Source organism: Kitasatospora sp. NPDC098663 (assembly GCF_044760075.1).
Classification (GTDB): domain Bacteria; phylum Actinomycetota; class Actinomycetes; order Streptomycetales; family Streptomycetaceae; genus Kitasatospora.
The window spans coordinates 146,073-172,513 of the sequence record NZ_JBIWAP010000011.1; the positions used below are offsets into that span (position 1 = coordinate 146,073).

A 26,441-nucleotide genomic window follows, 5' to 3' on the forward strand; every position below is an offset into this window, starting at 1 on the left:
TCCTTGCCCCGTGCCACCGATCGTAGCCAGAACGCGACCGTGCCCCGAACCGCGAGGCGGGGCGGGGCACGGCGGGGCCGGGGTTCAGAGGCCGGAGTTCAGAGGCCGGGGTTCAGGCGGGCAACTGCTGGCGGTAGGCGTCCAGGGCGGGCGCGGTGGTGGTGGCGAGGAACTCGGTCACCGTGTAGGCGACCAGGCCCTCGCGGGCGAAGGGGTCGGTGCGGGTCAACTCCTCGACCGCGGCGCGGTCCTCGCCCAGCGCGATGATCACCCCGCCCTCGCGCGGCACCTTGCGGCCCGAGGCGAGGAACGTGCCGGCCTCGTAGTGCCCGCGCAGCCACTCCACGTGCCGCGGCAAGACGGCGTCGATGCGCTCCAGCGGGGCGGTGTACGTCAGCTCAAGTACGAACATGCGACCAGGCTAGCCCCGCACGGCAGGGGCCCCGCGGCCGGGGCTCGCGGCGTGTACCGAACCCCATTGTGCCAGTTCAGCAGGGGGTTTCGGTAGGACGCAGAGCACCCTGATCACGTCTTGCCGGGCGGCGGGCGCGGCCCGCAGACTCGTCCGCATCCACTCCTTCGGCCACGCGCCGGCCGCCCTGCCCGGGGCGGCCGGGGCGCGCGCCGTGCTGCGCACGGGCCGCATCGCGCCGGGGGCGGTGGGCGGTGAACGGACGAAGGGGGACGCGAGGATGACGGCGCACAAGGACGTGGCGGACAAGGACGTGACGGACAAGGACGTGACGCGCACGGACGCGACGCACAGGGACGCGGCGCACAGGGACCTGGTGCTCAAGGCGCGGGTGCGGCTGCTGAGCCACAACGAGTGGGTCCTGGACGCCCCGGAGGGACTGTGGGTGTACCGGGCGCTGTTCCCGGCCGGCCCGCGCGTGTACGCCTACAAGCTCGCCCACGTGCTGTGGACGGCGGCCGACTCGCCGCGGGTGGCGCACCTGCCCGAGGCGCGGCGGGCGCTGCTGGAGGAGGCACGGGCCGCCTGCGCGCACATCCCCGCAGGCGCCCCGGCCCACCAGATGCGGATGCGGGAGTACGTCGCGGCCGCGCTGGCGGGGCTGGAGCGGCAGGAGGGGCGTGCGGGGAGGTAGGTGGTCGCGGGGTGGTTGCGGTACAACAATCCCTATTTGACGACCGATCGGAGAAACGCTGATATGAGCAGTTCAGGTCTGTCCCGCCGCGCACTGATCGCCGGCGCCGGCGCCGCCGTCGTCGGCTGGAACACCGCCGCCCGCGCCTGGGCCGCCGAGCCGGGCGAGAACGTCGACCAACTGCCCGCCCTGGACGGCACGGTGGCCCTGCGGGGCGCCGACGTGGAACGGTTCTCCTCCGACTTCGGGCACCTGGTCACCGCCTCGCCCCGCGCGGTGCTGCGCCCGGCCTCGGTGCGCGACGTCCAGAAGGTGGTGGCCTTCGCCCGCCGCCACCGCATCCCGGTGGCGGTCAACGGGCAGAGCGGCGACCAGGCGACGGCCGGCGACGACGGGCTGGAGTCGCACTCCAGCTACGGCCAGGCCAACCCCCGCGGCGGCATCGCGATCGACGCGCGCGGACTGTCGCGAATCCTCTCCGTCGAACCCGGGCGCGCCGTCGTGGAGGCGGGCGCCACCTGGGCGCAGCTGACGGACGCGGCGCTGGCGGCGGGCTGGATGCCGCCGTGCCTGACGGACTACCTGCACCTGTCGGTGGGCGGGACGCTGAGCGTGGGCGGCATCGGCGGGGCGGTGCAGCGCCACGGGCTGCAGGCGGACACCGTGCGGTCGCTGGACGTGGTGACCGGCACCGGCGAGCTGGTGACGGCCTCGCGCGAGCACAACCGGGACCTGTTCGAGGCGGTGCTGGCCGGCGGCGGGCAGGTGGGGATCATCGTGCGGGCCACGCTCGCCCTGGTGCCGGCCCGCGAGCGCGCCACCGTGTTCACCCTGGCCTACGACGACGCGGACCTCTACCGCGCGGACCAGGAGAAGGTGCTGGCCCAGGGCCGCTTCGACCTCCAGGTCGGCAACGTGGTGCGCAGCGCGGACGGGCAGCGGTGGCGCTACACGGCGGAGCTGGTGGCCTACGGGGACGCCGGGCGGGCGGTGGACCGGGAGGCGCTGCTGGCGGGGCTGCACGGGGTGGCGGGCGAGACGACGGTGGTGGAGCAGAGCTGGCGCGAGTACGCGTTCCGGGTGGACGCGTTCGCGGGGTACCTGCGGGCGGCCGGGTTCTGGGGGCTGCCGAAGCCGTGGCTGAGCCTGTTCCTGCCCGCCTCGACGGTGGGGGTGTTCATGCGGGAGGCGACCGCGCTGCTGACGGCGGCGGACCTGGGGGCGGGGCTGCTGCTGTTCTACCCGTACGCGCGGGCGCGGGTGGGGACGCCGCTGGCGGTGCTGCCGCAGGAGCCGGTGGGCTGGCACTTCGACCTGCTGGCGTTCCCGGCGCCGGGGGCGGACACGACGGCGATGCTGGAGCGCAACCGGCGGCTGTACGACCGGGCGGTGGCGCTGGGCGGCAAGCGCTACCTGATCGGGGCGGTGCCGGGGATGACGGGGGCGGACTGGCGGCGCCACTACGGCGGTCTGTGGGAGCGGGTGGAGCGGGCCAAGCGGCGGTGGGATCCGGCGGGGATCCTGGCACCGGGCCAGGGCATCCACGCCGGCTGACGGCCGGGCCCCCGGGCCGCCCGCGGGGGGCGGGCGGCCCGGCAGGGGCGGGCGGGGGTGGCCCCGGGGCCGTCAGGTGATCTCCAGCTGCGCCATCATGCCCATCGCGGAGTGGTCCAGCAGGTGGCAGTGGTAGGGGTAGCGGCCGCGGTAGGAGTCGAAGAGGGCCTGCAGTCGCACGCTCTCCCCCGGCAGCAGGCGCACGGTGTCCTTCAGCCCGGACTCCGCCGGGCCGGGCGCGGCGCCGTTGCGCGCCAGCACCCGGAACTGCACCAGGTGCAGGTGGAAGTTGTGCGGGACGTCCTTGTTGGCGTTGACGACCGTCCAGATCTCCGAGGTGCCGAACGCCACCGAGGCGTCCACCCGCGCCGGGTCGTACACCTTGCCGTCGATCAGTCCGAGCGGGGCCGCGCCGGGCTTCTCCTGGTACTCCATGACCACGGTGCGCTCGCGGGTGGCCGCGCCCAGGGCGGGCAGGGTGCGCAGCTGGGCGGGGACGCGGCTGGGGTCGTCGGCGGCGCGGGTGATGTCGAAGCGCAGGACCTGGCCGACGTGTTCGGCGGGGCCGGGGGGCATGGAGTTGGTGAGGACGATGCTGGAGCCGACCGGGTAGCGGGAGAAGTCGACGACGACGTCGGCGCGCTCCCCGGGGGAGAGGTCGACGGTGTCGGTGACGTGGGGGCGTTCCAGCAGGCCGCCGTCGGAGCCGATCTGGGTGAGGGGGCCGCCGTCGGCCAGGCGCAGGGAGAAGAAGCGCAGGTTGGAGGAGTTGAGCAGGCGCAGCCGGTACTTGCGGGCGGCGACCTCGACCTTGGGCCAGGGGCGGCCGTTGGCGAGGATGGTGGTGCGGTTGAGGGGGTCGTCCATGCGGTAGACGAGGCGGCCCTGGGGGTCGAAGCGGGCGTCGCGCAGGGCGATGGGCAGGTCGTAGCGGCCGGCGGGCAGCGGCAGGGCGGCTTCGGTGGCGTCGGTGATCAGGTAGGTGCCGGCCAGGCCCCGGTAGACGTGCTCGGACTCCAGGTGGTGGGCGTGGTCGTGGAACCACAGGCTCGCGTGGGGCTGGTCGTTGGGGTAGGTGTAGGTGCGGGTGGCGCCGGCGTCCAGGAGGTTCATGGGGCCGCCGTCGGAGGCGACGGGGACGCGGGCGCCGTGCAGGTGGACGGAGACGGGGTCGTCCAGCAGGTTGGTCTGGCGCACCACGACCGGGCGTCCGGAGCGGGCGCGGATGACGGGGCCGGGGAAGGCGCCGTTGTAGGTGAGGACGTCGGTGCGGTGTCCGGGCAGGATGCGGGCGTAGGACTTGAGCATGGTGACGGCGTAGGTGTCGGCGGCGCCGTCGGTGGAGACGGGGGCGAGCACCGGGGGCAGGGGCATCGCGGCGGTGAACTTCGGTGCCAGGGTGGGGCCGGCGTCGGGGCCCGGGTCGGCCTCGGCGGCGGGGGCGGTGGTGCCCGGGTGGGTGTGGGCGGCCGCGGCGGCGGCGGTCTCGACGGAGGCGGCCGGGCGCAGGGTGGTGCGCATGAGCAGGACCCCTCCCCCGGTCGCCAGGGCGGCGCCGATCATCCTGCGTCTGGTCACCATCGCGCGTCCTCCTGCTGCCGGCCCGGTGTGGCGGTGTGCCCGTGCGGCCCCGGCGGGTGGGGCGGGGGCGGGTTCCGGGGGTGATTGCAGCAGCGGATCCTTGCGCCCGGTTGGGGTCCGGCTGAGGCCCGGTGGACCGCGCGGGGCGGGTCGCGGGCGGGGCGCGCGGTGAGCTGCGGGTGTTGCGGGCCGCTTGCGTCGGGCGGTCACCGTGGCTCGCAGAACACTGGAGGATCCCTCGAAGGGAAGGGCCGGAGCGTGGACCTGCGGTACTGGCTGCCGAGGGCGGCCGAGGTCGCCGAGCAGTGGGGAGAGCGGTTCGGGCCGTACAGCCCGCATCCCTCGCACCAGGTGGACGACGCGGACTTCGCCGCCGCGTTCGAGCGCTTCGCCAAGCGCCTGGAGCACAACTACCCGTTCTTCCACCCCCGTTACGCCGGGCAGATGGTCAAGCCGCCGCACCCGGCCGCCGTCGTCGGCTACCTGACGGCGATGCGCTTCAACCCCAACAACCACGCCTACGAGGGCGGGCCCGCCACCAACGACATGGAACGCGAGTGCGTCGCCCAGCTCGCCGCCATGTTCGCCCTGCCCCGCCACGTCGGCCACCTCACCAGCAGCGGCACCATCGCCAACCTGGAAGCCCTGTACGTGGCCCGCCAGAGCCACCCCGGGCGCGGCGTCGCCTACAGCGCGCAGTCCCACTACACGCACAGCCGCATGTGCCACGTCCTGGGCGTCGAGGGCCACGCGGTGGCCTGCGACCCGGACGGGCGCATGGACGTCGACGCGCTGGCCGCCCTGCTCGCCACCGGCCGCGTCGGCACGGTGGTCGTCACCGCCGGCACCACCGGGCTCGGCGCCGTCGACCCGGTGCACGAGGTACTGGCACTGGCCCGCCGCCACGGGGTGCGGGTGCACGTGGACGCCGCCTACGGCGGGTTCTTCACCCTGCTGGCCACCGACGACGCCCAGGCCGCCGCCCTGCGCCTGGACCCGGCGCCGTGGCGGGCCATCGCCGGCTGCGACTCCGTCACCGTCGACCCGCACAAGCACGGCCTCCAGCCCTACGGCTGCGGCGCGGTGCTGTTCGCCGACCCCGGCATCGGCCGCCACTTCGCCCACGACTCCCCCTACACCTACTTCACCGACGCCGAACTGCACCTGGGCGAGATCAGCCTGGAATGCTCGCGCGCCGGCGCCGCGGCCGCCGCCCTGTGGCTGACCCTGCAACTGCTGCCGCTCACCCCCCAGGGCCTGGGCGCCGTCCTGGCCGGCGGGCGCCGCGCGGCCCTGGCCTGGGCGGACCTGATCGAGGACAGCCCGCACCTGACCCTCCACCAGCGCCCGCAACTGGACATCGTCACCTACCACCCCACCCCCGGCCACGCGCCGATGTCCGCCGTCGACGCCGCCAGCCGGCACGTGCTGCGCCAGGGCATGGCCGACGAGCACGACCCGCTCTACCTGAGCCTGCTGCGGGTGGACGCCGCCGACTTCACCCGCCGCCACCCGGCGGCCGCGGCTGACGCCGACGGAGCCTCGGTGCTGCGCAGCGTCCTGATCAAGCCCGAGGCCGAGGACCACCTGCCCGCCCTGCACGCGCGCCTGACCTCGCTCGCCACCGCCCGGCCCTGAGGCCCCCGTACGACAGAACCCCCGTACGAGCGCACCCCCCGTACGACCGCCCCGCCGCCCCGCCGCCCCGCCGCCCGCCGCCTGTCTGCCGAGGAGTGTCCGTTGACCACCGCCACCGTCCCGCCGGGCGCCGCCCTCGCGGCCCCCGCGGTCCGCCCCGCCCGACCCGAGGAGGCCCCCGCCCTCGCCCGGGTCCTCGCCGCCGCCTTCCACGACGACCCGCTCACCCGCTGGGCCTTCCCCGACGACGCCCACCGCGCCCGCATCCTGCCCGCCTTCTTCCGCGTCCACGTCGACCAGTGCCTGGCCCACGGCGGCGCCCTGACCGCCCGCCACCCCGACGACCGCGCCCCCGCCGGCGCGCTGCTCTTCCTGCCCCCCGGCGTGTGGGAGCACCCCGGCCACCAGGACCAGGCGGCCGCCCGCGCCCTGGACGCCGCCCTCGACGCCGACGCCCACCCCGAATCCGCCCGCCGCCTGGCCGCCATCACCCGCCTCCAGGCCCGCCGCCACCCGCGCCACCGCCCCCACCACTACCTGGCGTTCGTCGGCGCCCACCCCGACGCCCGCCACACCGGCACCGGCACCGCCCTCCTGCGCGCCTTCCTGGCCCGCGTCGACCACGACGGCCAGGCCGCCTACGCCGAGACCAGCTCCCCCGGCGGCGCCCGGGTCTGCGGCGCCGCCGGCTTCACCCGCTTCGGCGACGCCATCGCCCTGCCCGCCGGCGGCCCCCGCCTGACCCCCGTGTGGCGGGGCCCCCGATGACCACCCACACCCTCGACATCGACACCGCGCCGCGCATCGACACCGCGCTGCGCGTCTACTCCGCCGAGCAGATCGACGCCGGCGCCGCCGACCACCACCCCGAGGCCGCCGAGATCCTCGCCTGGAGCCGGCGCTTCCTCACCACCGCCCACCCCGACCTCGGGCGCAGCGGCCCCGTCTGCCCCTACACCCAGCCCTCGCTGCGCCGCGGCCTGTTCCACATCGCCGTCGCCGACACCGGCGCGGGCCGCGACCTGCCCGCGCTGGTCGGCGAGCTGCGCGCCTGGTACGACCGGCTGCTGGCCGGCCTGACGCAGGAGTCGGACCGGGAGCTGCTGACCGTGCTGCTGGTGCTGCCGGGCCTGGACCGGGCCGACTCCACCGCGCTGGACGAGGCGCAGCGCAAGGCCAAGGACGAGTTCGTCGAACAGGGCCTGATGATCGGCCAGTTCCACCCCGTGTGCGAGGAGGGCGGCCTGTGGAACCACTCGTTCAGGCCGCTGCGCGCGCCCGTGCCGCTGCTGGCGGTGCGCAAGCTCCTCGTCTTCGACCTGCCCTTCCTCGTCGCCGACGAGGCCCACCTGGCCCACTACCTGGCCCGCTTCGCCCCCCAGGTCCCCGCCCGCATCCGCGACCAGCTGGTCTCCGGCATGACGGAACACCGCAGGACCGCCCGCCTGACCGCCGCCTGAGCCGCGGCCCCCCTGCGCGCGGAGCCGGGTCGGCGCCCGGCTCCGCGCGCGCCCCCCGGGAAAATCGCTGGCGGCGGTGGGGCCCGGCGTGAAGGCTCTCACCGTGACGCTTCACGAGAACGAGGTCTTCGCCGACCAGGCGGTCGTCCGCTCCCTGCTCCGGGAGCAGCGGCCGCAATGGGCCGGCCTGTCCATCGCGCCGGCCGGCTCGGGCACGGACAACACGATGTACCGGCTCGGCGAGCACCTGCTCGTGCGGCTGCCGCGCACGGCGCAGAGCGCGGACTCCGTGCGGAAGGAGTTGGCCTGGCTGCCGCGGCTGGCACCGCACCTTCCGTGCCGCGTCCCGGAGCCGGTGCACGCCGGGGCCCCGAGTGCCGTGTTCCCGCTCGCGTGGTCGGTGTACCGCTGGATCGACGGCGAGGAGCCCGGCCCGGGGTCGGTCACCGACTGGCCCGCCTTCGGGGCCGACCTGTCGGCGGTCGTCCAGGGCCTGCACTCCGCTCCGCTCATGGGGGCCGCCCGCCACGGCACGCTCGACTGGTACCGCGGAGGCGACCTGCGCGACAGCGACGAGTCGATCACCGCATGCTTCGAGAAGTGCCGGACGATCCCGGGCCTCGGCCTCGACATCGAGCACCTGCTGCACCTGTGGCGCAGCGCGCTCGACCTGCCCGGGCCGTCCGGCCGCCAGGTGTGGCTGCACGGCGACCTGAAACCCTCCAACCTGCTGGTCCGGCAGGGCGGGCTGCACGCGGTCATCGACTTCGGATGCCTGTCGGTCGGCTTTCCCGACGCCGAGCACGCCACGGTGTGGGACCTTCCGTCCCCGGCCCGCCAGGCGTACTGGGACGCCCTCGGCCTCGACGACGTGACGTGGCTGCGGGCCCGGGCGTGGGCGGTCGGCGTCGGGGCCGGCGGGCTGTCGTACTACTGGGGCACCTATCCCGGCTTCGCCGGCGAATGCCTGGCGCGGCTGTCCGCGATCCTGGAGGCCGCCGGCGCGCGGTGAGCCGTCCCGGCCGGCGCTTTCGGCGCGCGCCGGCACGCGGTCACCGCCCGCGGGATCTCGGCGGACCCTGGAGTCCACGCCACGGCCCGCCCCCGAGGACTTCGCCGGTGTCCCCGGCCGGGGACACCGGCCACGATGGGGCGTCAGCCGTTCTTCCAACCCGTCACCTTGTCGGAGGGGCTGGCGACTGCGCCGGGGGGACGGTGGCGACCACGCCGCCGAGGCAGAACGGGCTGGCGTAGAGGCGGATCTGGGCCCCGCTGTTGTTCACGACGCTGCGGCCGCCCTGGTCGCCGGCGCTGTCGCAGGTGGAGCCGGGGCTCTTGGTGGCCCGGGTGCCGGTGAAGTCCGAGTTGGGCCAGAAGCAGATCGAGTTGGTGTCGCAGTCCGGGACGACCTGGAACGCGCGGTCCCCGTCGCCCAGGTTGGCGTAGATGTTGTCGGCGAGCCGGCCGTCGGGGGTGCCGGTGCAGTCCCCCTTCTTGAACACGTTGAGCACGTGCCCGGTGAGATTGTGGACGGTTCGGGCCTGGCCCGTGGTGCCGTCCGACCACGCGGTGTTGGTCGTGGCGATGTAGCAGGTGCCGAAAGCGGGCGACTCGATCCGCCTGATAGCCCCCTGTCCTTCCGGCTGGTTCCACACGCAGAGCTGCCCCGCCCCGCACTGCTCGGCGGCCTGCGCCGGGGCGGCCCCCAGCAGGGGTGCCGCCAGCACGGCCGCGGCGGCACCGACCATGACCATCAGTCGGACGCTCCTGGCACGCTTCACATCCGGTCCCATGGTGGCTGCTCCTTGTGTTGATCGGTCCGCGATGCCGGTGGCGGACCGGATGGACGTCGGCCGACCCCCGGGCGGTTCGACAACCATGTCGACCATCCCGGGGGTCGCGACCAGCAATCTCATGTTGCGAACGGTAACGGGGCGGTTGCATACGGAGAATGCGTCACATCGAGGGACAGATGGAAGGCGGGTTCGAAAACTGTCACTCCAAGGATCCGAGCGGCCCGGCCCTCGCCTCCCCCTCCCCCGCCTGGCGGGCCTTCGTCACCGCCGTCCGCGCCGGCGGGTTCGGAGCCCACCAGCAGCGGCTCCCGGCCCCGGCGCCCCGGCCCTCGGGGCGGCGGGGCCGCAGCAGTGGATCCCGATGGTGACCGGGCTGAGTAGGCGGGTGAGGGTGGGGCGGCCGGTTGGTGGCGGTGGCCCCACCCTTCCCTGTCAGGGGCGGCCGAGGGCGCAGAAGGTCCAGCCGGCCTGACGCCAGCGGTTCGCGTTGAGGGTGCCGCGGGCGTCGATGACCTTGGGGACGGCGATGTGGCGGGCGAGGTCGGCCGGGTCGGCGTCGGAGTACTGGGGCCAGTCGGTCAGGTGCAGCAGCAGTCCGGCGCCGGTGACCGCGGCGGTGGGGTCGTCGGCGTAGTCGAGCCGGGGGTAGGCCCTGCGGGCGTTCTCCATGGCGGCGGGGTCGTGGACGGTGACGTCGGCGCCGGCCCGCTGGAGGGCGTCGGCGACGGCCAGGGCCGGGGAGTCGCGGATGTCGTCGGTGTGGGTCTTGAAAGCGGCGCCCCAGACGGCGATCCGCTTGCCGGTCACGGCGTTGCCGAGGGCCTCGCGGGCGAGGTCGACGGTGTGCTCGCGCCGGCGCCGGTTGATCGCCGCGACCTGGCGGAGCAGGCCGGTGTCGGCGCCGAGCTCCTCGGCGCGGTGGGTGAACCCGGCCAGATCCTTGGGCAGGCAGCCGCCGCCGAACCCGAGGCCCGGGCGCATGCCCTTGGCGCCGATCCGGTGGTCGTAGCCAAGGGCGAGGGCGATCTGCTGGACGTCGGCGCCGGTCAGCTCGCAGAGTTCCGCCATCGCGTTGATGAAGGAGATCTTGGTGGCGAGGAAGGCGTTCGCGGCGCCCTTGATCAGTTCGGCGGTCGGGATGTCGGTGACGATCAGCGGGGAACCGGTCGCCAGGATGTCGGCGTAGACCCTCCGGAAGACGGCCTCGCTGCGGGTGTCGCCGTCCTCGATACCGAGGACGATCCGGTCCGGTTCCAGGGTGTCCAGGACGGCGAAGGACTCGCGCAGGAACTCCGGCGACCAGGCGAGGCCGACGCTCGCCCCCGCGCGAACGTGCTCGTCCAGGGTCTGCCGCAGCTCGGCGACGGTGCCGACCGGGACGGTGGACTTGCCGATGATCAGCGCGCCGTTGCCGAGGCGGGGGGCCAGGCGGCGGACGGCGGTGTGCAGGTGGGTGAGGTCGTAGGCGCCGCTGCCGTCCTGCTGCGGGGTGCCGACGCCCAGGAAGTGGACGTCGGCGAAGCCGGCGGCCTCCGCGTAGGAGGCGGTGAAACCGAGCTGTCCGGTGGCGGTGTGCTTGGCGAGCAGGTCGTCCAGGCCGCGTTCGACGAACGGGGCCTGGCCCTTGTTCAGGGCGCCGACCTTGTCGGTGTCGGTGTCCATGCCGAGGACCTGGTGGCCGAGTTCGGCCATCGCAGCGGCGTGGGTCGCGCCGAGGTAGCCGCAGCCGATCACGGTGAGCTTCACGAACGTGTCCTTCCAAGGGGCGGGGTGCCGCCCGGCCAGACACCCCAACCCCCTTGAGGGCGGGGGTGTCAGGTGCCCTGCTGGGCGGCGAGAAAGCGGTGGACGCCGTCGCGGATGAACGGCGGGATGGTCAGAACGGGCAGGTGCTCGGGGGCGAAGAACTGGAGCTTGACGCCCTCGGCCAGCGGCAGCGCGGTCTCGTCGCCGTCCCAGGCGGCGGCGAAGAAGGTGATGATCTGCCCCGAGCCGTGGACGTCGGGGGTCTCGAAGAGCTCCGTGAGGTCGCCGTCGACGGCGAGGCCGGCTTCCTCCTCGAGCTCGCGGACGATCGCTTCGGCCGGGCTCTCGCCGGGGTCGCAGCCTCCTCCGAGGAGGCTCCAGTGACCGGGCCAGGTCACGCCGTCGAGGTCGTCGCGCAGGTGCAGGAGGAATTCGCCGTGCCGGTTGGTGATGATCGCGACCGCTCCGCGCGGTTCGGCGGCGGACGGCTCGGTGGGGAGAGTCTGGGAGTCCATGCGCTCACCGTAGTGAGCCGACGACCCGTCATGCCGCGGCCGCGAGTGAGTGGTCGGAGAGCCAGGCCGCGGCCATCAGGGCCTGCATCCGGGTCCGGTCGAACTGCCCGCCCGGCCTCAGCCCGCCGGCCAGTAGCGGCCGAAGCGAGAGCGGTGCCTGGTCGAGCGCCGAGCTGATCTGGGCGGTCGCCCAGGGCTCCAGCGGGCCGGTGGCGACGTCGAAGGCCAGCAGCCCGGCCGGCGGCAGCAACTGGATGCCCTGGAACGGAGTGTCCGTGCCGGTCGGCGTCTCGATGCTCAGCATTTCCGGGCGGACGACCAGCGGGGCGGTGCCGTAGCCGGTCAGGGTGGTGACCTCGGAGGCGAACGCGAGTCGGCCGCCATCGAGGCGCCAGTAGAGCGGCTTCTCGCCGAGCCGGTCCCGGGCCAGGAACAGCCGGCCTTCGCTCGGGTCGTGGACGGCCAGGGCGAACATGCCGTCCAGGCCGGCGAGGCAGCCGGGGCCGAGCTTGGCCCAGGCCCGCAGGACCAGGTGGGCGTCGGTCTCACCGGGCTCCAACGGGATGCCCCAGGCCGCGGCGGCCTGCCGGTAGTTGTAGATCTCGCCGTTGAAGGTGAGGACGATGCCGCCGGTCGGGTCCAGGTAGGGGCCGGGCTGGGCGGCGGTGTCGACGATCAGCAGGGTGTTCATGGACAGCACCGCCCGGCCGTCGGCCGAGATCAGGTGCCGGGTGCCGTCCGGGCCGCGGTGGTGCTGAGCGAGTCCCATCGCGGCGACGGTGGTCTGGTGGCGGACGGCGTCGGCGCCGGCCAGTCCTGCGATTCCGCACATCTGGTTGTCACCCCCGAGCGTGAATCGGTGGTGGCCCCCGCCGGGAGGTGATTCCCCAGGTCCCGGCGGGGGCCCGGAGCACCAGGCAACCGTCTGGAAGCCGGTGCGGGCAGGGCTCGCAGGGGGGGCTCACAACTCGCGAAAGCGGTTCACTGCGAGCAATGGAGGCAATACCCTCGGTGATCCGGCCTCGGTGCCGGGTGTACGACTTCTCGTGCCCAGTCGAGTACGACTCCCCGCGCCAAACCGCGCGGAACGGATGAGGGGGACGCTGTGGCGTCGACCACCCGCCGGGCCAAGCCGCCGAACGACGTGCTGGCCCGGATGATCGAAAAGTGCGGGGGCGCCAGCCACAAGTCGCTGGCCCACCGCGTGAACCAGTTGGCCCACGAGGCCGGGCTGACCACCGCATATACGCATACCTCGGTCGCGAACTGGTGCCGCCGGGGCATGGTTCCCGAGTGGCCGGTGCCCAAGCTGCTGGCCCGGGCGATCGGCGAACGGTTGGGCCGCCCGGTGCAGTTGGCGGAAATCGGTATGGCGGATGCGCAGACACCGGACGTCGGGGTGGGGTTGGATTTCCCGCGAGAGCCCGCCGACGCCGTACGCGTCGCCACTTCGTTCTGGAGTTCCGTGAACCGCCGTGACTTCCTCACCGGATCCGGCTTCGCCGTTGCCTCGTTCACGACCCCGGTGACCCGGTGGCTGGTGAGCCCGGCCGACGACCGTGCCGACCACCGCGGTGGTGCCCGCGTGGGCCGGGCCGACCTCGACGAGCTCCGCGACGCCGCCGACGAGGCCCGCCGCTGGGACTCCAAGTACGGCGGCGGCAATTGGAAAGCGAACTCCGTCACCGACTGCCTCCAGCACCGGGCCGCCCCGCTGCTGTCCGGCACGTTCGCCGACGAGGTCGGGCGCGAGCTGTTCTCGGTGACCGCCGAGCTGTCCCGCCTGGCCGGCTGGACGGCTTTCGACGTCGGCCAGCACGAGGTCGCCCAGCGTCACTTCATTCAGGCTCTCCGCCTCGCCCGGGCCGGAAGTGACGTCCAGCTCGGCTGTTATGTGCTCACCACCATGGCGATGCAGGCCCTGCTGCGAGGTTTCCCCAGTGAGGCCATCGACATGACCCAGGGTGCCTTCGCCCGCGCGAACGGCCAGGCCGCCCCCCGGGTGCTGGCCTTCACCAAGCTGATCGAGGCCCGCGCCCATGCCCGCGACGACAACGCGAAGGCGGCGGCCTCTGCGCTGGCTTCCTCCGAGATGCTGCTCGACCGGGCCCGCGACCGCGCCGACGAGCCGGCCTGGATCGACTTCTATCACCACGCCCGGCTCTCGGCAGATGCCGCCGAGGTCTTCCGCGACCTCAAGAAGCCGCAGGAAGCCCTGGCCTGGAACGCACAGGCCACCGCCATGCAGCCCGGGATCTTCACCCGCTCCGTCGGCATGCGCCTGGCGATCGTCGGAACCGCCCACCTCCAGGCCGACGACCTCGACCAGGGCCTCGCGCTGGGCAACCAGGCCGTCGACACCCTCGTCCGCGTTCAGTCCAGTCGGGCCCTGGACTACGTCCGCGAGTTCAACGCCGCCCTCACCCCCTGGCGCCGGGAACCGGCCGTCCGCGACTTCGTCCACCGCATCCGCAGCGAACTCGGCGTCACGGCCTGACCCGGGCCGTCCGGGCGGCCGGCCAGACGGTCAGGTCCGGGGGAAGCGAGGGACGTCGTCGGGCAGCCGGACCGCCTCCCCGGCCTTGCGCAACGAGCCGCCACGTCACCCCGACTCCCCTACCCGGCGCCCTCCGGGGGGACGGCTATTGCACAGGTGGCCACGATCGCGTCGTCCGACCCTGCATGAGAAGTCGGCCCCTCCGACTTCTCGTGCAGCCGTCCGCCGCGCAACAGCGCTCGGGTCAGCAGGGGCCGTCGGCGGTCGGGTTCACCACGGAGACGACCGGGCTGCCCTTGCCGTCCAGGCCGTCACGGCCGAGCCGGTCACGGCGGCGGCGTTGAGGGGGGCGCCGCCGGAGGCGGTGGAGGCGGGGGCGTCGTGAGGGTGCGTCGGAGCATCGCGGCACCAGGGCAATCCGCTCCACGCGACCCGGCGGCGTGCCGATGGGCGCGGGCGAGGGCGAAGTGGCGCACCCGGCGGCCCCCGTCATGGCGGCCGGCCCGGGGTCGCCGCCGGGCCCGCGGGCGAGCAGAGTGATCAGGGCAGGCGGGGCGGGGCCGGCGCGGGCCTCGGCGCTGTGGCGCCACCGGGTGGGCGGCAGCGCGACGGGGCGAGGTTGTCCGGGGCCACCGCGCCGCGGGCGGTGGCCACGAGCCCCCGCCCTGCGGTCAGCCGGCGGCGGCCAGGACCGGCTCGGGGGCCGCGGCGGCAGTGGCGGGCCGGGGGCGGGTGAGGCAGTCGTCGGTGAAGGCGAGGGCGCGCAGGTGGTAGGGGCGGGCGGCGTGGCCCAGGGAGAGGTTGTGGCCGGCGCGGTGGGCGGTGACGAGGTGGGCCAGGCCCGGGGGGAAGGCGGCGGTGAGGGCGGTGCGGTGGGAGGGCTCCAGGCGCCACCAGGCCTCGTGGTCGGCGAGGGTGAGGCGCACCGGCACGCGTACGCGGGCGGCCAGGGCGCTGTAGCGGGCGGGCCAGGTGGCCAGTTCGCGGGATTCGAGGGCGGGGACGGGGGTGAGCAGGGTGCGGGCGGCGTGGAAGGTACCGGGCGGGTAGAGGCCGAGGGGGCCCCAGTTGAGGCGGCCGCCGCCGGCGAGGTCGTCGGGGCGCTCCCACGCGCCGGGGGCGTAGTGCTGGGCGAGGCCGGAGATGTCGGCGCCGAGCAGGGGCAGGCGGGGGTCGGCGGGCCAGTGGGCGGCGAGGTGGAGGGCGATCTTGCCGCCGAAGGAGTGGGCGAGGAGCTGGACGCCGGCGCCGACGGGGTGGGCGCGGGCGTAGTCGGTGAGGGCGGCGTGCAGGGTGGCGGCCTGGTCGGCGATGAGCTGGCCGTCGGGCAGGCGGTGGGCGGAGGCGCCGTGGCCGGGGCGGTCCAGGGCCAGGACGGTGTAGCCGAGGTCGGCGGCCAGGGTGAGCAGGCTGGTGTCGGGGTGGGCGGGGCCGGCGAAGTAGGCGGCGCGCATGCCGCGGCCGTGGATGGCGAGGAGGACGGCCTTGGGGGCGCGGTCCTGGGGTTCGGCGACGAGGGCGGAGACGGGGATCCCGCCGGCGTCCAGGATGAGGGAGCGGGTGGCGAGCCGGGGGTTGGGCCGCGGGTTCGGGCGGAAGCTCATACGGCGGCCCCGGCGCGGACGGCCCCGGCGCGGGCGGTGGTGGCGGCGCGGGCGGTGTCGAGGTCGGTGAGCCAGCCGGTGAGGTCGCTCTGGCGCATCAGGGTGGTGCCGATGAGCAGTCCGGCGTAGCCGGCGTCCAGGAGGCGGGCGGCGTCGGCGGGTTCGGTGATGGCGGAGGCGGAGACGGGGGCGCGGGTGCCGGTGGCGTGCAGGGCGGGCAACAGGCGCAGGCTGCGTCCGAGGTCGCCGCGGTCGCGTTCGCGGGTGCGGATGTCCTTGTTGTTGACGGCGATGACGCAGTGTTCGGGCTGGGGCAGGTGGGCGAGTTCGTGTTCGCCGGTGATCTCGACGAACGGGGTCAGGCCCAGGGCGAGGGCGGTGGTGACCAGGCGGTGCAGGGAGGTGGCGGGCAGCAGGGCGGCGGTGAGCAGGACGGCGCAGGCGCCGAGGGCGGCGGCGGCCTCCAGTTGGGCGGGGCGGGTGAGGAAGTCCTTCTGCAGGACGGGCAGGTCGGTGGCGGCGGTGACCTCGCGCAGCAGGCGGGGGGTGCCGCCGAACCAGCGGCCGGTGACCACGGACAGGCAGGGCGCGCCGGCCTGTTCGTAGCGGGTGACGAGGTCGGTGACGGTGCGCGGGCCCAGCAGGTCGGTGCCGTGCGGGTCGCGGAGTTTGACTTCCATGATCAGGGGGCGGTCGGCGGCCAGCAGGGCGTCGAGGAACCGCGGGGCGCTCATACGTACGCCTCCTTGGGGCGGGGGTGCCAGGCGTGGGCGAGGGCGGTGACGGCTTCGTGGGTGAAGTCGCCGGCCCGGTTGCGGGCGGCGGTGTCGATGTCGGCGCCGGCGTACAGGGGGTGGTCGGTGACGGTGCGGTAGGTGTCGCGGTTGGCGGCGTTCAGGCCGCCGGCGAGGAGGAAGGGGATGGTGAGGCGGGGCAGCAGGGTGTGGACGTCGGCGGGGGCCAGGGGGTGGCCGGTGGAGCCGACGCGGCCGTCGTCGGTGACGGTGTCCAGGAGGAACAGGTCGCAGCCGGCGCGTTCGAAGGCGCCGATGAAGGGGCGTTCCAGGCAGCGGCCGCGGGAGAGGTGGAGGACTTTGACGAGGACGGCGTAGGGCAGGCGGTGGCGCAGTTCGGTGACGAGGGCGGGGCTCTGGTAGGCGTGGAGCTGGATCCAGCGGATGCCGGTGGCGCGGGCGAGGCGGGCGAGTTGGTCGGCGTCGTCGAGGAAGGTGACCAGGACGGGTTCCAGGCCCAGGCGGATGGCGGTGGCGGCGAGGTGGGCGAGGTGCTGTTCGGAGAGTTCGGCGGGGCCGCCGGGCACGCCGTGCCACAGGCCCACCAGGGTGGGGCCGGATTCGGCGAGGAGGGTGAGGTCGGCGCGGGTGCGGGCCCCGCACACCTTGAGGTGGCGGGGCCGCGTGGGCGGCAGGGGGCGGGGCGGGGCGGGGGCGCTCACTTGCCGAGTCCGAGCATGGCGGCGATGCGGTTGTACTGGATCTCGTTGCTGCCGGAGTAGATGGTGCCGGCGACGGCGTTGCGCACGTCCTTCTCCAGCCCGTACTCGGACATGTAGCCGTTGCCGCCGAAGACCTGGACGGCGGCCAGCGAGGTGGCGAGGTTGGATTCGCTGGTGAGGAGTTTGGCGATCGCCATGTCGACGGTGACGTTCTCGCCGGCCTCCAGGCGCTGGGCCGTGTCGTAGAGCCACTTGCGGGCGGTCTCCAGGCGGATCTTGGTGTCGACGATCTTGTTGGCGACCGACTGGTAGGAGCCGATGGGCTTGCCGAAGGACATGCGGGTCTTGGCGTAGTCGAGGCAGCGGGCCAGGCGGTGCTGCATCTCGCCGGTGTTGACGATGAAGGAGTAGAGGATCTCGCGTTTCATGACGTGGTCCAGGACGAGGAAGCCGCCGCCGACGCGGCCCAGGACCCGGGAGGCGGGCACCTTGACGTCGTCGAGGTAGACCTCGGACAGCGGTGAGGTGCGCAGGCCCATCTTCTTGATGGGGTTTCCGGTGCTGATGCCGGGCATGTCGCGGTCCAGGAGGAACGCGGTGACGCCGAGCGCCCCGCCCTGGGGGTGGGTGCGGGCGTAGACGACGATGACGTCGGCGACGGGGCCGTTGCTGACGAAGGTCTTGGCGCCGTTGAGGACGAAGTGGTCGCCGTCGCGGATCGCGCGGGTGCGCATCTGCATGGCGTCCGAGCCGCCCTCGGACTCGGTGATGGCGTGGGCGCCGATGGCCTCGCCGGAGGCGATGCGCGGCAGGTAGGCCTCTTTGAGGGCGGGTGAGCCGAAGGCCTGGAGGGGGACGCCGGTGGAGGCGAGGGAGGTGGTGACGGAGAAGTTGAGGCCGCCGTCGCGGCAGGTCTGGCCCAGGCCCTCCAGGACGTACATGGTGGTGAGCAGGGACTGGCCCAGCCCGCCGTAGCGTTCCTCGAAGGGCAGGGACAGGATTCCGGTCTTCTGGACGAGGCGCCACTTGTCGTGGGAGAAGGCGGCCTGTTCGTCGCCTTCGATGTGGCCGGCGCTCAGGTCGTCGCCGAAGCGGGCCAGGCCCTCGCGCAGGGCGTGCTGGTCGGCGTTCCAGCGGATCATGGACGTGCCGCCTTCCTCCCGGGCCCGCGTGCGGGGCCCGGGGTGGCAGGCCGGCGCGCGGGGCGCCGGCGCGTGACTCGAAGGGGGTCTTCGCCTGGTGGGCGGAGAGGGGGCTAGTAGGCGGAGGAGGAGGAGGCGTCGAGCTGGTGGACCTCGTCGCCGCGCAGGGCCGGGGAGAAGACGCAGACCAGGCGCAGGTCCTCGTGGGGGCTGGCGACCAGGTAGTGGGCGTCGTGCTCGTCGAGGGCGTAGAGGCGGCCGGGGGTGATGGGGTGGGAGGTGCCGTCCATGGCGATGACCTCGCCGGAGCCGGCGATGCAGTAGCACGCCTCCAGGTGGTTGCGGTACTCCAGGCGGGACTTGGTGCCGGCGTTGACGATGGTGTCGGTGAGGGTGTAGCCGAGGTTGTCGCCGGCCACCAGGAAGCGGCGGGAGAGGCCGTTGCCCCACTCGACGGTCTGGACGTCGTCAAGGTCGCGGATCAGCATGCTGGTTCTGCCTTTCGTGTCAGCGGGCGAGGGTGGTGGTGCTGGTGGTGCCGGGGGTGGTGCTGGTGGTGCCGGGGGTGGTGCTGGCGGTGGTGCTGGTGCGTCCGGCCGTGGCGGGCTGGGGTGGCCCGGGCGGGCGGAGGTCGTGGAGGAGGGCGCGCAGCGCCTGGGCGGCGTCGCGGCCCTCGGTGAGGGCGGCCTCGATGCGGGCGACGGCGGCGGAGCCGACGATCGCGGCGTCGGCTCCGGCGGCGGCGACCGCGTCCAGGTCGGCGGCGCTTTTGACGCCGAAGCCGATGGCGACCGGGGTGGCGGGGGCGGCGGCGCGCAGGGTGGCGACGGTGGCGGCCAGGGTGTGGTGGCCTGCCGCGGGGGTGGTGCCGGAGCGGCCGTAGTGGGCGACGAGGTAGACGTAGGCGTCGTGGGCGTCGCGGGCGGCGGCGGTGAGGACCTCGGGGGTGGAGGTCGGGTAGCAGGTGGCGACCTGTGGCAGGGCGGCCTCGCGCAGGGCCTGGCGCCAGGCGGGGCGCAGGCGGGGCGGCAGGGCGTGGACGAGCAGGGCGTCGGCGCCGGCCTGGGCGATGGCGCGGGCGCAGGTGGCGGGGTCGGCGGCGCGCAGGCTGTGGCTCCAGTCGGCGAGCAGTGCGATCTTCAGGTTCTTCAACTGGGGCCGCAGGGTGGCGAGTTCGTCCAGGACGGTGTCCAGGGTGGTGCCGGCGGCCAGGGCCCGGTCGGCGGAGCGGCGGATGACGGGGCCGTCGGTGGGCGAGTGGGGGAAGGGGACGGCGAGTTCGAGGACGTCGACGCCTTCCTCCTCCAGGACGAGGGCCAGGTCGGTGAGGCGGGCGGGCGGGTCTCCGGCGTTGAGGAACAGGGCCAGGTGCGGGCGGCCGTCGGCGCGGGCGGCGAAGAACGTGGTGTCAGGCATGGGCGGGGGCCTTGTGGTCGGTGCGCAGGCGGGTCGCCAGGGCGCGGGGGGCGCCGTCGGCCAGGGCGTCCAGGGCGGCGGTGTGGGCGGTGTGCCAGTGGGTGTGGCGGCCCGAGGCGAGGGCGAGGGCGGCGGCGTTGAGGGCGATGGTGTGGGTGGCGGTGGGGCCGGCGCGGCCGGCGAGGGCTTGCAGGAAGTGGCCGGTGAGGTCCTCGGGGTGGGGGGCGAGGTCGGCCAGGGTGCCGTCGGCGGGGGCGATGGAGCCGGCGGGCAGGTGGATGGTGGTGTCGGGGGTGTGCAGGGTGTTGTCGGCGAAGGGCAGGAGTTCGTCGGCGCCGGCGGTGTTGGTGGCCAGCCACACGGCGCGTCCGGGGGTGCGGGGGGCGAGGTGGCGCAGGGCGGGCAGGTCGGTGGTGGCGCTGGTGCCGGTGAGCTGGGCGGTGACGGGCACGGTGGCGAGCAGCGGGCCGAGGGTGTTGAGGAGGCGGCCGAAGGGTTTGAGGGTGAGCGGGAACAGGAGGCGGGCCAGGCGGGTGAGGGCGGGTGGGTAGACGTGGGGGCCGGCGAAGGCGATGCCGTGGCGGGCGAGGTGGTCGGCGGTGGCGGTGTGGGAGGAGGTGAGGGTGATGCCCAGGCGTTCCAGCAGGTCGATGGAGCCGGCGCTGCTGGTGTAGGCGCGGGAGCCGGTCTTGACGACGGGTACGCCCATGGCGGCGGCGGTCAGGGCGGCGGCGGTGGAGAGGTTGAAGGTGGCCGGGCCGCCGCCGGTGCCGACGATGTTGACGCTGGCGGGGTGGGCGGGGCCGGGGTGGGGGCTGCGTTCGGTCAGGGAGGTGGTGAAGGCGGCGAGGGTGTCGGGGGCGGGCAGGCGGGTGGTGAGGGCGGCCAGCAGGGCCGCGGCCTGGGCCCGGTCGCTGTCGCGGGCCGGGCCCGGGGTGCGCTGCTCCAGCTGGTCCCACCACGAGCGCCAGGTGTCCAGGTCGACGTCGTGTCCGGCGAGCAGGGCGGTGAGGGCCGGGTGCACGGGTCAGCCGCCGGCCACGGCGCTGGCCGGGACGGCGCGGCGCTGGGTGATGAAGGCGTCGATGGCGGTGACGGAGCGGAAGTTGTTGGGGTCGAGGTCGGTGTCGTCGACGGGCAGGGCGAAGTGGTCCTCGACCCAGGCGATGAGTTTGAGGACGCCCAGGCTGTCGATGACGCCGTCGGAGAGCAGGTCGTGGTCGTCGGCGAGTTGTTCGGGGGTGACGTCGGGCAGGAACTCCTCGATGAGGAACCGCTTGATCTGGGTGATGTTGCTCATGGCTCGCAACTCCCTTGGTCGTGTCGGGTTTTGGTGGTTTCGGGTTTTGGTGGTTTCGGGTCGGGTGGTTTGGTCAGGCGGTGGGCAGGACGGCCTTGCGGTCGACCTTGCCGGTGGCGGTCTTGGGCAGCGGGGTGTCGTGGATGGCCAGGCGTTCGGGCACGGCGGCGCGCGGCAGGTTGCGGGCGAGGTGTTCGCGCAGGGTGAGGCTGTTGAGGGCGGAGCCGGCGGCGCGCTGGACGGCGGCGTGCAGGCGTTTGCCGGTCAGCGGGTCCGGGGCGGCGGCGACGGCGGCCTCGCGGACCTCGGGGTGGGCGAGCAGGACGCGTTCGACCTCGGCGGTGTTGACGGCGACGCCGCGGACCTTGACCTGGAAGTCGGCGCGTCCGGTCAGGTGCAGGCGGCCGTGTTCGTCGCGGACGGCCAGGTCTCCGGTGCGGAACCAGCGGCGTCCGGGCCCGGCGCCCTCGGGCTGGGTGGTGAAGCGGCCGGTGTCGCGGGAGCGGTCCAGGTAGCCGGCGGCCTGGAAGGGGGTGGAGACGTACAGTTCGCCGCGGCCGGGGCCGGTGACGGGGGTGCCGTCGGGGGCGGTGAGCAGAGTGCGCACCCCGGGCAGGGGGGTGCCGATGGGCACCGGCAGGGCGGCGGTGGCGTCCAGGCGGTCCAGGCGGTGCAGGAAGCTGTCGTTGGTCTCGGTGCAGCCGTAGATGTTGTAGAGCGCGGCGCCGGGCAGCAGGGCGGGCAGTGCGGCCAGGGTGCGGGCGTCGATGGCGTCGCCGGTGAACGCGGCGTGCTCGACGCTGTCCAGCACCGTCGGGCCTGCCGTCTGGGCGGCGGCCTGGGCGAGGAGGGCGTAGGCGAGGGGGACGGCCTGGAGGACGTGCGGGCGGTGGCGGGTGAGCTGGGCGAGCAGGTGGCGGGCGTTGAGCGCGTGGGCGGGGTCGATGAGCAGGACGGTGCCGCCGGCGGCGAGGGTGGCCCACACGTCCAGCAGGCACAGGTCGAAGTTGAGGGGGGCGTAGTTGGCGACGACGCGGCCGGGCCCGAGGTCGAAGGTGTCGTGGGCCCAGGCGGTGAAGCGGTCGACGGCGGCCTGCGCGAGGGGGACGATCTTGGGCAGGTCGGTGGAGCCGGAGGTGGTGAGCAGGAAGGAGGTGCCGGCGGCGAGGGTGGGCACGGGGGCGGGGCGGGCCAGGGTGGGCAGGGCGGGGGTGTCCTGGCCGAGGGGGGCGAGCAGGTGGCGGGCGCCGGCCTGGGCGAACAGGGCCGCGAGCAGGGCGGGGGCCAGTTGCGGGGAGGGCAGCAGGAAGGGGCGGCGTTCGATCAGGCAGGCCAGGACGAGGGCGATCTGCTCGGGGGACTTGGCGGCGGGCAGGCCCACCGGTTCGCCGGGGGCGAGGTCCAGTGTGTGCAGGCGCAGCCGTTCGCGTTCGGCGGTTTCGGCGAGTTCGCGGTAGGTGACGGCGCGTTCGTGCCACAGGAGGGCGACGGCGTCGGGGCGGGTGCGGGCGTGGGCGGTGAACGCGTCGGGCAGTGTCAGCGGCGGCGGGGCCTGCACGGCCTGCACGGCGGGCGCGGCGGGTGTGGTGGGTGTGGTGGGTGCGGCGGGTGTGGTCATCGGGGTCTCACTCCCCCGCCGGGGTGAGGGTGGCCCAGCCGGCCTTGACGGCGGTGCCGTCCTGGGTGGCGACGGTGAAGCGCACCACCGTGCCCCGGTCGTAGGGCTGCAGGGTCAGGCGCAGCGGGGTGCCGGGGGTGGTGGGGGCGGCGAAGCGGGCGCCCAGGGCGGTGAGGCGGGTGGGGTCGCCGTCGGCGTGGCGGTCGGTGATCTCCTCGGTGGCGAGGGCGACCAGGTGCATGCCGTGGGCGATGGCGGCGGGGAATCCGGCGGCGCGGGCGGCGTCGTCGTCGAGGTGCAGGGGGTTGAGGTCGCCGGCGGCGTGGGCGTAGGCGGTGACGTCGGCGGGGGTGAGGGTGTGGGTGAGGGTGTGGGGTTCGGTGTCGGGGGTGGTGCCGGGGTGGGCGGCGGGGGTGAGGGTGCCGAAGGGTTCGATGGTGGTGGCGCCGACGAGCAGGGCGGAGGTGGTGAGGTGGGCCAGGGTGCGGGTGCCGTCGGTGAGGTGGGTGGTGAGGGCCAGGCGGGTGCCGCGGGCTTCGCGGCGGGCGGCGGTGACGGTGACGGTGATGTCGGCGTGGGTGCCGGCGGTGAGGGGGTGGTGGGTGTGGATCTCCTGGGCGAGGTGGACCACGCCGGTGAAGCCGGGGTCGCCCGTGGTCAGGGTGGTGACGGTGTGCTGGGCGAGGGCGTGGGCGAGGACGAAGGGGTGGGCGGGGGCGGCGGCGGTGTCCGGGGCGGGGGGCAGGCCGGTGCGGGCGGCGGTGCGGTAGGCGGCCAGGGCGTCGGCGGTCACGGTGGTGCTGGTGCGGGCGGTGTGGTGGGCGGGCGTCGTCGCGGGCCCGGTCGCGGTCGTGGGTGTGGTCATAGCGGGGTCACCACCAGGGTCGAGTTGTGGCCGCCGAAGCCGAACGAGTTGGACAGGGCCGCGCCGAGGCGGATGGGGCGGGCGGTGCCGTGGACGACGTCGAGGTCCAGGCCCTGTTCGGTGTGCTCGTGGTTGGCGGTGGGAGGGGCGAGGCGGCTGTTCATGGCCTGCACGGCGGCGATCAGCTCGACGGCTCCGGCGGCGCCGATGAGGTGGCCGATGGAGCCCTTGGTGGAGGTGACGGGCACGCCGTGCGGGCCGAAGACGGTGCGCAGCGCGGCGGCTTCGGCGCGGTCGTTGTGCACGGTGGAGGTGCCGTGGGCGTTGACGTGGGCGATGTCGGCGGGGGTGAGGCCGGCGTCGGTGAGGGCGGCGCGCATGGCGGTGACGGCGCCGGCGCCGTCGGGGCGGGGGTTGGAGAGGTGGTAGGCGTCGGCGCTGGAGCCGTAGCCGGCGAGGAGGGCGTAGGGGGTGCGGTGGCGGGCGCGGGCGTCGGCGAGGCGTTCGAGGACGAGGAAGCCGGCGCCTTCGCCCATGACGAAGCCGTCGCGGTCGGTGTCGAAGGGGCGGCTGGCGCGGGTGGGGTCGTCGTTGCGCTGGGAGTGGGCGCCGAGGTTGCCGAACGCGGCGAGGGTGACGGGGGTGAGGGTGGCTTCGCAGCCGCCGGCGATGACGATGTCGGCGCGGCCGGTTTCCAGGAGGAGGGCGGCGTGGCCGATGGCGTCGGCGCTGGAGGCGCAGGTGGTGGCGATGGTCAGGGCGGGGCCGGTCCAGGCCAGGCGCATGGCGATCTGGGCGGCGGCAGCGTTGGGCATGGTGACCAGGGGCATCAGGGGGCTGACGCGCAGGGGTCCGGCGGTGGTGAAGAGGGCGGATTCGCGGTCGCTGGTGGTGCGGCCGCCGACGGCGTTGCCGACGACGATGGCGCTGCGGCCGGGGTCGGGTTCGGGGGCGCCGGCGTCCTGGTGGGCGGCGAGGGCGGCGAGGGTGCCGTAGTGGGCGAAGGGGTCGAGGCGGCGGGCGTCCTTGGCGGGGACGGGGCCGTTGTCGGGCAGGTCGGTGACGCGGCAGCCCAGGCGGACGCGGTGGCGGGCCAGGGCGGGGTCGGTGAGGGCGGTGGCGGTGGGGGTGCCGGTGCTGACGGTGTGCCAGAACGCGGCCGGGGTGTGGCCGGCGGGGCTGACGACGCCCAGGCCGGTGACGGCGATGGGGGGCCGGGTGGGGCGCTCTGCCATGGTCTTGTCCTTTCCGGGCGTTGGGGGCCGGCGGGCGCCGGGGTCGGGCCGGCGGCGCGGCGACGCGGGGGCGGGGCGGCGCGGGGGCGGGGGCCGTCCCGGTCAGATGAGGCCGGTCTGGGCGGCGGCGGTCAGGAAGGCGTCGGCGGCGAAGTCGATGTCGGCGGCGGTGTGGCGGGCGGTGACGGCGATCCGCAGCCGGGCCAGGTCGTTGGGCACGGCGGGGGTGACGACGGGCAGGCCGATGACGCCGGCCTTGCGGCAGGCGGTGGCGTAGTCGTAGGCGGCGTCGTCGGAGCCGGCGATGACGGGCAGGACGGCGGTGGCGGAGTCCATGGTGGAGATGCCGGCGTCGTTGAGGCGCCGGCGCAGGCGCTGGGCCTGGGCCTGGATGTGGGTGACGCGTTCGGGTTCGCGGCGCAGGATCCGCAGGGACTCCAGGGCGGCGCCGGTCTGGGCGGGGCCGAGGGCGGCGGAGAACAGGAACGGGCGGGCGGCGTAGCGCAGGTGGCCGATCAGTTCGTGGCTGCCGGCGACCCAGCCGCCCATGGAGGGGATGGCCTTGGAGAGGGTGCCGAGTTTGATGTCGACGCGGTGGCGGTGGCCGAAGTGCTCCTCGATGCCGCCGCCGGTTTCCCCGATGACGCCCAGGGCGTGGGCCTCGTCGACCATCAGGAGGGCGTCGTGGGCGTCGCAGACCGCGCGCAGTTCGGGCAGCGGGGCGATGTCGCCGTCCATGGAGTAGACGCTGTCGACGATGACCAGGCGCACGCCGGTCGGGGAGGCGGCCTTGAGGCGGCGTTCGAGGTGGTCGACGTCGTTGTGGCGGAAGCGGGTGACGGTGGCGCCGGAGAGGCGGCAGCCGTCGACGATGCTGGCGTGGTCGTACTTGTCGATCAGGACGGTGTCGCCCTGGCCGACCAGGGCGCCGACGGTGCCGACGTTGGCGGCGTAGCCGGAGCCGAAGACCTGGGCGCGTTCGCGGCGGGCGAAGCGGGCGACCTCGGCTTCCAGTTCCTCGTGCAGCGGGATGGTGCCGGCCAGGGCGCGCACGCCGTGGTTGCCGGTGCCGTAGACGTCGACGGCGGCCTTGGCGGCGGCCACCACGCGTTCGTCTCCGGCCAGGCCCAGGTAGCTGTAGCCGGACATCATGAGCAGGCGCTCGCCGTCCAGGTCGCAGTAGGCGCTGTCGCGTTCCATGGTGTAGGCGACGAAGCTGTTGCGGCGTGAGGGGTCGGACTCCAGCGCGGCCACGCGGTCCAGGGTGGCGGCGAGCTTCGGCTCCAGGCGGTCCCATGCTCCGGTGGCGTTCACGTGCGGGTCTCCTTCTCGGCGGGGCGCGGCGGGCGCGCGGCGGTATGTGCCGTGCGGTTTGCCGCCGGTTTGCCGCCGGTTGCCCGTCGGCTGGTCGGCGGTTCGTCGTCGGCTTGTTCCGGATTGTTTTCGGTATTTCCCGGCGCGGGGGCGGGTGGGGGTGCTGGGGTTTCCTCCGGGGATAGTCCCGGGGCTTTTACGGGTGGTGCCCGGCGCAGGGGGTGGGGTGGTGTTTCTCGAAGCCTTCACGCGGGGTGCTCAAGGATGACTACATTTCTACGGCAGGATGCGCAAGGCGTCCGCAATAGCCGTGTTCCCGGCCTGCGGTAATGCTCTGACGTGCAGAAACCTTGCGTCCACGACGCATGGACCGGCTGGTGGGTATGTTTTGTCGACCAGTGTTGACACCGTGTGATGCGCCGAATGTATGGTCGAAATCCGCCGAAACCGAACGGCTGGTAGGCGGAGTTTCCGGTCCAGGTTTCCCACGCCGTCGGCCCGGCGTCACGGGCCGTCGGCTCCGCTTTGGCTCAAGGGGGTTGGAGCACGTTGAACGGCTTCCGGGAAGACAGTCCGTCCGGCAGATCGGGGGAATTCT

Annotated in this window: 26 protein-coding genes; 8 read left to right on the forward strand and 18 right to left on the reverse strand. The window is 74.4% G+C overall.

Going from position 1 to position 26,441, the window contains the following annotated elements; genetic code table 11:
* Nucleotides 1-112: 112 nt before the first annotated feature.
* Nucleotides 113-412 (reverse strand): YciI family protein, encoded by a 300-nt coding sequence (locus ACIQVZ_RS14835; protein WP_350886129.1) that lies wholly within the window; start codon nt 410-412, stop codon nt 113-115.
* Between the two features lie 280 nt (nt 413-692).
* Here ACIQVZ_RS14835 and ACIQVZ_RS14840 point away from each other — a divergent pair, with 280 nt between their 5' ends.
* Together ACIQVZ_RS14840 and ACIQVZ_RS14845 are read left to right on the forward strand one after the other, a co-directional pair.
* Nucleotides 693-1,106, forward strand: coding sequence for a hypothetical protein (locus ACIQVZ_RS14840; protein ID WP_402450137.1), 414 nt, complete (start codon nt 693-695; stop codon nt 1,104-1,106).
* A gap of 63 nt (nt 1,107-1,169) precedes the next feature.
* Nucleotides 1,170-2,660, forward strand: coding sequence for an FAD-binding protein (locus ACIQVZ_RS14845; RefSeq protein ID WP_402450139.1), 1,491 nt, complete (start codon nt 1,170-1,172; stop codon nt 2,658-2,660).
* Between the two features lie 72 nt (nt 2,661-2,732).
* Here the strand turns inward: ACIQVZ_RS14845 and ACIQVZ_RS14850 are convergent, their stop codons facing one another.
* Nucleotides 2,733-4,241, reverse strand: coding sequence for a multicopper oxidase family protein (locus ACIQVZ_RS14850; protein ID WP_402450142.1), 1,509 nt, complete (start codon nt 4,239-4,241; stop codon nt 2,733-2,735).
* A gap of 258 nt (nt 4,242-4,499) precedes the next feature.
* Here ACIQVZ_RS14850 and ACIQVZ_RS14855 point away from each other — a divergent pair, with 258 nt between their 5' ends.
* From ACIQVZ_RS14855 to ACIQVZ_RS14870, 4 genes are all read left to right on the forward strand, one after another.
* Nucleotides 4,500-5,879: a pyridoxal phosphate-dependent decarboxylase family protein gene (locus ACIQVZ_RS14855; RefSeq protein ID WP_402450145.1), complete on the forward strand. Its 1,380-nt coding sequence runs from the start codon at nt 4,500-4,502 to the stop codon at nt 5,877-5,879.
* A gap of 102 nt (nt 5,880-5,981) precedes the next feature.
* Nucleotides 5,982-6,647 (forward strand): hypothetical protein, encoded by a 666-nt coding sequence (locus ACIQVZ_RS14860; RefSeq protein WP_402450147.1) that lies wholly within the window; start codon nt 5,982-5,984, stop codon nt 6,645-6,647.
* On the forward strand, nt 6,644-7,339 hold the full coding sequence (locus ACIQVZ_RS14865) for a DUF6875 domain-containing protein (protein ID WP_402450150.1): 696 nt from the start codon (nt 6,644-6,646) through the stop codon (nt 7,337-7,339). The genes ACIQVZ_RS14860 and ACIQVZ_RS14865 overlap by 4 nt, the downstream gene beginning before the upstream one ends.
* 103 nt (nt 7,340-7,442) lie before the next feature.
* Entirely contained in the window at nt 7,443-8,351 is a 909-nt protein-coding gene (locus ACIQVZ_RS14870; protein WP_402450153.1) for an aminoglycoside phosphotransferase family protein, read from the forward strand.
* Nucleotides 8,352-8,514: 163 nt separating this feature from the next.
* On the opposite strand, the gene ACIQVZ_RS14875 is transcribed toward ACIQVZ_RS14870, so the two are convergent.
* Nucleotides 8,515-9,132, reverse strand: a complete 618-nt coding sequence (locus ACIQVZ_RS14875; RefSeq protein ID WP_402450155.1) for a peptidase inhibitor family I36 protein — start codon at nt 9,130-9,132, stop codon at nt 8,515-8,517.
* Between the two features lie 179 nt (nt 9,133-9,311).
* Between ACIQVZ_RS14875 and ACIQVZ_RS14880 the strand changes: the two genes are divergently transcribed.
* Nucleotides 9,312-9,503: a DUF397 domain-containing protein gene (locus ACIQVZ_RS14880; protein ID WP_402450289.1), complete on the forward strand. Its 192-nt coding sequence runs from the start codon at nt 9,312-9,314 to the stop codon at nt 9,501-9,503.
* A 64-nt stretch (nt 9,504-9,567) separates the two neighbouring features.
* Here ACIQVZ_RS14880 and ACIQVZ_RS14885 read toward each other — a convergent pair whose 3' ends face one another.
* From ACIQVZ_RS14885 to ACIQVZ_RS14895, 3 genes are all read right to left on the reverse strand, one after another.
* On the reverse strand, nt 9,568-10,881 hold the full coding sequence (locus ACIQVZ_RS14885) for a UDP-glucose/GDP-mannose dehydrogenase family protein (RefSeq protein ID WP_350886109.1): 1,314 nt from the start codon (nt 10,879-10,881) through the stop codon (nt 9,568-9,570).
* A gap of 68 nt (nt 10,882-10,949) precedes the next feature.
* The gene (locus ACIQVZ_RS14890; protein WP_402450158.1) at nt 10,950-11,396 is read right to left on the reverse strand and encodes an NUDIX domain-containing protein; all 447 of its coding nucleotides are present in this window, start codon (nt 11,394-11,396) and stop codon (nt 10,950-10,952) included.
* A 28-nt stretch (nt 11,397-11,424) separates the two neighbouring features.
* A complete protein-coding gene (locus ACIQVZ_RS14895; RefSeq protein WP_402450160.1) occupies nt 11,425-12,228 on the reverse strand; it encodes a hypothetical protein in 804 nt (267 codons plus the stop codon).
* 273 nt (nt 12,229-12,501) lie between these two features.
* Here ACIQVZ_RS14895 and ACIQVZ_RS14900 point away from each other — a divergent pair, with 273 nt between their 5' ends.
* Nucleotides 12,502-13,893 (forward strand): sporulation protein, encoded by a 1,392-nt coding sequence (locus ACIQVZ_RS14900; RefSeq protein WP_402450162.1) that lies wholly within the window; start codon nt 12,502-12,504, stop codon nt 13,891-13,893.
* A gap of 671 nt (nt 13,894-14,564) precedes the next feature.
* Here ACIQVZ_RS14900 and ACIQVZ_RS14905 read toward each other — a convergent pair.
* The 12 genes from ACIQVZ_RS14905 to ACIQVZ_RS14960 form a co-directional block, all read right to left on the reverse strand.
* Nucleotides 14,565-15,497 carry an alpha/beta hydrolase gene (locus ACIQVZ_RS14905; protein ID WP_402450164.1) on the reverse strand — a complete coding sequence of 311 codons (933 nt, stop codon included), beginning with the start codon at nt 15,495-15,497 and terminating at the stop codon, nt 14,565-14,567.
* Nucleotides 15,494-16,231 (reverse strand): indole-3-glycerol-phosphate synthase, encoded by a 738-nt coding sequence (locus tag ACIQVZ_RS14910; protein WP_402450166.1) that lies wholly within the window; start codon nt 16,229-16,231, stop codon nt 15,494-15,496. Before ACIQVZ_RS14910 ends, ACIQVZ_RS14905 begins: the two co-directional genes overlap by 4 nt.
* Entirely contained in the window at nt 16,228-16,953 is a 726-nt protein-coding gene (locus ACIQVZ_RS14915) for an N-(5'-phosphoribosyl)anthranilate isomerase (RefSeq protein ID WP_350886097.1), read from the reverse strand. The genes ACIQVZ_RS14910 and ACIQVZ_RS14915 overlap by 4 nt, the downstream gene beginning before the upstream one ends.
* Entirely contained in the window at nt 16,950-18,095 is a 1,146-nt protein-coding gene (locus ACIQVZ_RS14920) for an acyl-CoA dehydrogenase family protein (RefSeq protein WP_063352981.1), read from the reverse strand. The genes ACIQVZ_RS14915 and ACIQVZ_RS14920 overlap by 4 nt, the downstream gene beginning before the upstream one ends.
* Before the next feature lie 113 nt (nt 18,096-18,208).
* Complete coding sequence (locus ACIQVZ_RS14925; RefSeq protein WP_402450171.1) at nt 18,209-18,583, reverse strand: ectoine synthase; 375 nt, start codon at nt 18,581-18,583, stop codon at nt 18,209-18,211.
* Nucleotides 18,584-18,602: 19 nt separating this feature from the next.
* Entirely contained in the window at nt 18,603-19,511 is a 909-nt protein-coding gene (gene trpA / locus ACIQVZ_RS14930) for a tryptophan synthase subunit alpha (protein WP_402450173.1), read from the reverse strand.
* Nucleotides 19,504-20,535, reverse strand: coding sequence for a hypothetical protein (locus ACIQVZ_RS14935; RefSeq protein ID WP_402450175.1), 1,032 nt, complete (start codon nt 20,533-20,535; stop codon nt 19,504-19,506). Before ACIQVZ_RS14935 ends, trpA begins: the two co-directional genes overlap by 8 nt.
* Before the next feature lie 3 nt (nt 20,536-20,538).
* Nucleotides 20,539-20,811 (reverse strand): phosphopantetheine-binding protein, encoded by a 273-nt coding sequence (locus ACIQVZ_RS14940; RefSeq protein ID WP_350886087.1) that lies wholly within the window; start codon nt 20,809-20,811, stop codon nt 20,539-20,541.
* Nucleotides 20,812-20,884: 73 nt separating this feature from the next.
* Entirely contained in the window at nt 20,885-22,429 is a 1,545-nt protein-coding gene (locus ACIQVZ_RS14945) for an AMP-binding protein (RefSeq protein ID WP_402450177.1), read from the reverse strand.
* A 7-nt stretch (nt 22,430-22,436) separates the two neighbouring features.
* Nucleotides 22,437-23,294, reverse strand: a complete 858-nt coding sequence (locus ACIQVZ_RS14950; RefSeq protein ID WP_402450179.1) for a MaoC family dehydratase — start codon at nt 23,292-23,294, stop codon at nt 22,437-22,439.
* Nucleotides 23,291-24,529, reverse strand: coding sequence for a beta-ketoacyl-[acyl-carrier-protein] synthase family protein (locus ACIQVZ_RS14955; protein ID WP_402450181.1), 1,239 nt, complete (start codon nt 24,527-24,529; stop codon nt 23,291-23,293). The genes ACIQVZ_RS14950 and ACIQVZ_RS14955 overlap by 4 nt, the downstream gene beginning before the upstream one ends.
* Nucleotides 24,530-24,631: 102 nt before the next feature.
* Nucleotides 24,632-25,843: an aminotransferase class I/II-fold pyridoxal phosphate-dependent enzyme gene (locus ACIQVZ_RS14960; protein WP_350886079.1), complete on the reverse strand. Its 1,212-nt coding sequence runs from the start codon at nt 25,841-25,843 to the stop codon at nt 24,632-24,634.
* Nucleotides 25,844-26,441: the final 598 nt, after the last annotated feature.

Excerpts from the sequence above, each read along its gene's own strand:
- ACIQVZ_RS14835 (WP_350886129.1), bottom strand. The coding sequence starts at position 412 with ATGTTCGTACTTGAGCTGACGTACACCGCCCCGCTGGAGCGCATCGAC.
- ACIQVZ_RS14840 (WP_402450137.1), top strand. The coding sequence starts at position 693 with ATGACGGCGCACAAGGACGTGGCGGACAAGGACGTGACGGACAAGGAC.
- ACIQVZ_RS14845 (WP_402450139.1), top strand. The coding sequence starts at position 1,170 with ATGAGCAGTTCAGGTCTGTCCCGCCGCGCACTGATCGCCGGCGCCGGC.
- ACIQVZ_RS14850 (WP_402450142.1), bottom strand. The coding sequence starts at position 4,241 with ATGGTGACCAGACGCAGGATGATCGGCGCCGCCCTGGCGACCGGGGGA.
- ACIQVZ_RS14865 (WP_402450150.1), top strand. The coding sequence starts at position 6,644 with ATGACCACCCACACCCTCGACATCGACACCGCGCCGCGCATCGACACC.
- ACIQVZ_RS14875 (WP_402450155.1), bottom strand. The coding sequence starts at position 9,132 with ATGGGACCGGATGTGAAGCGTGCCAGGAGCGTCCGACTGATGGTCATG.
- ACIQVZ_RS14880 (WP_402450289.1), top strand. The coding sequence starts at position 9,312 with ATGGAAGGCGGGTTCGAAAACTGTCACTCCAAGGATCCGAGCGGCCCG.
- ACIQVZ_RS14890 (WP_402450158.1), bottom strand. The coding sequence starts at position 11,396 with ATGGACTCCCAGACTCTCCCCACCGAGCCGTCCGCCGCCGAACCGCGC.
- ACIQVZ_RS14895 (WP_402450160.1), bottom strand. The coding sequence starts at position 12,228 with ATGTGCGGAATCGCAGGACTGGCCGGCGCCGACGCCGTCCGCCACCAG.
- ACIQVZ_RS14905 (WP_402450164.1), bottom strand. The coding sequence starts at position 15,497 with ATGAGCTTCCGCCCGAACCCGCGGCCCAACCCCCGGCTCGCCACCCGC.
- ACIQVZ_RS14910 (WP_402450166.1), bottom strand. The coding sequence starts at position 16,231 with ATGAGCGCCCCGCGGTTCCTCGACGCCCTGCTGGCCGCCGACCGCCCC.
- ACIQVZ_RS14920 (WP_063352981.1), bottom strand. The coding sequence starts at position 18,095 with ATGATCCGCTGGAACGCCGACCAGCACGCCCTGCGCGAGGGCCTGGCC.
- ACIQVZ_RS14925 (WP_402450171.1), bottom strand. The coding sequence starts at position 18,583 with ATGCTGATCCGCGACCTTGACGACGTCCAGACCGTCGAGTGGGGCAAC.
- trpA (WP_402450173.1), bottom strand. The coding sequence starts at position 19,511 with ATGCCTGACACCACGTTCTTCGCCGCCCGCGCCGACGGCCGCCCGCAC.
- ACIQVZ_RS14940 (WP_350886087.1), bottom strand. The coding sequence starts at position 20,811 with ATGAGCAACATCACCCAGATCAAGCGGTTCCTCATCGAGGAGTTCCTG.
- ACIQVZ_RS14945 (WP_402450177.1), bottom strand. The coding sequence starts at position 22,429 with ATGACCACACCCGCCGCACCCACCACACCCACCACACCCGCCGCGCCC.
- ACIQVZ_RS14950 (WP_402450179.1), bottom strand. The coding sequence starts at position 23,294 with ATGACCACACCCACGACCGCGACCGGGCCCGCGACGACGCCCGCCCAC.
- ACIQVZ_RS14955 (WP_402450181.1), bottom strand. The coding sequence starts at position 24,529 with ATGGCAGAGCGCCCCACCCGGCCCCCCATCGCCGTCACCGGCCTGGGC.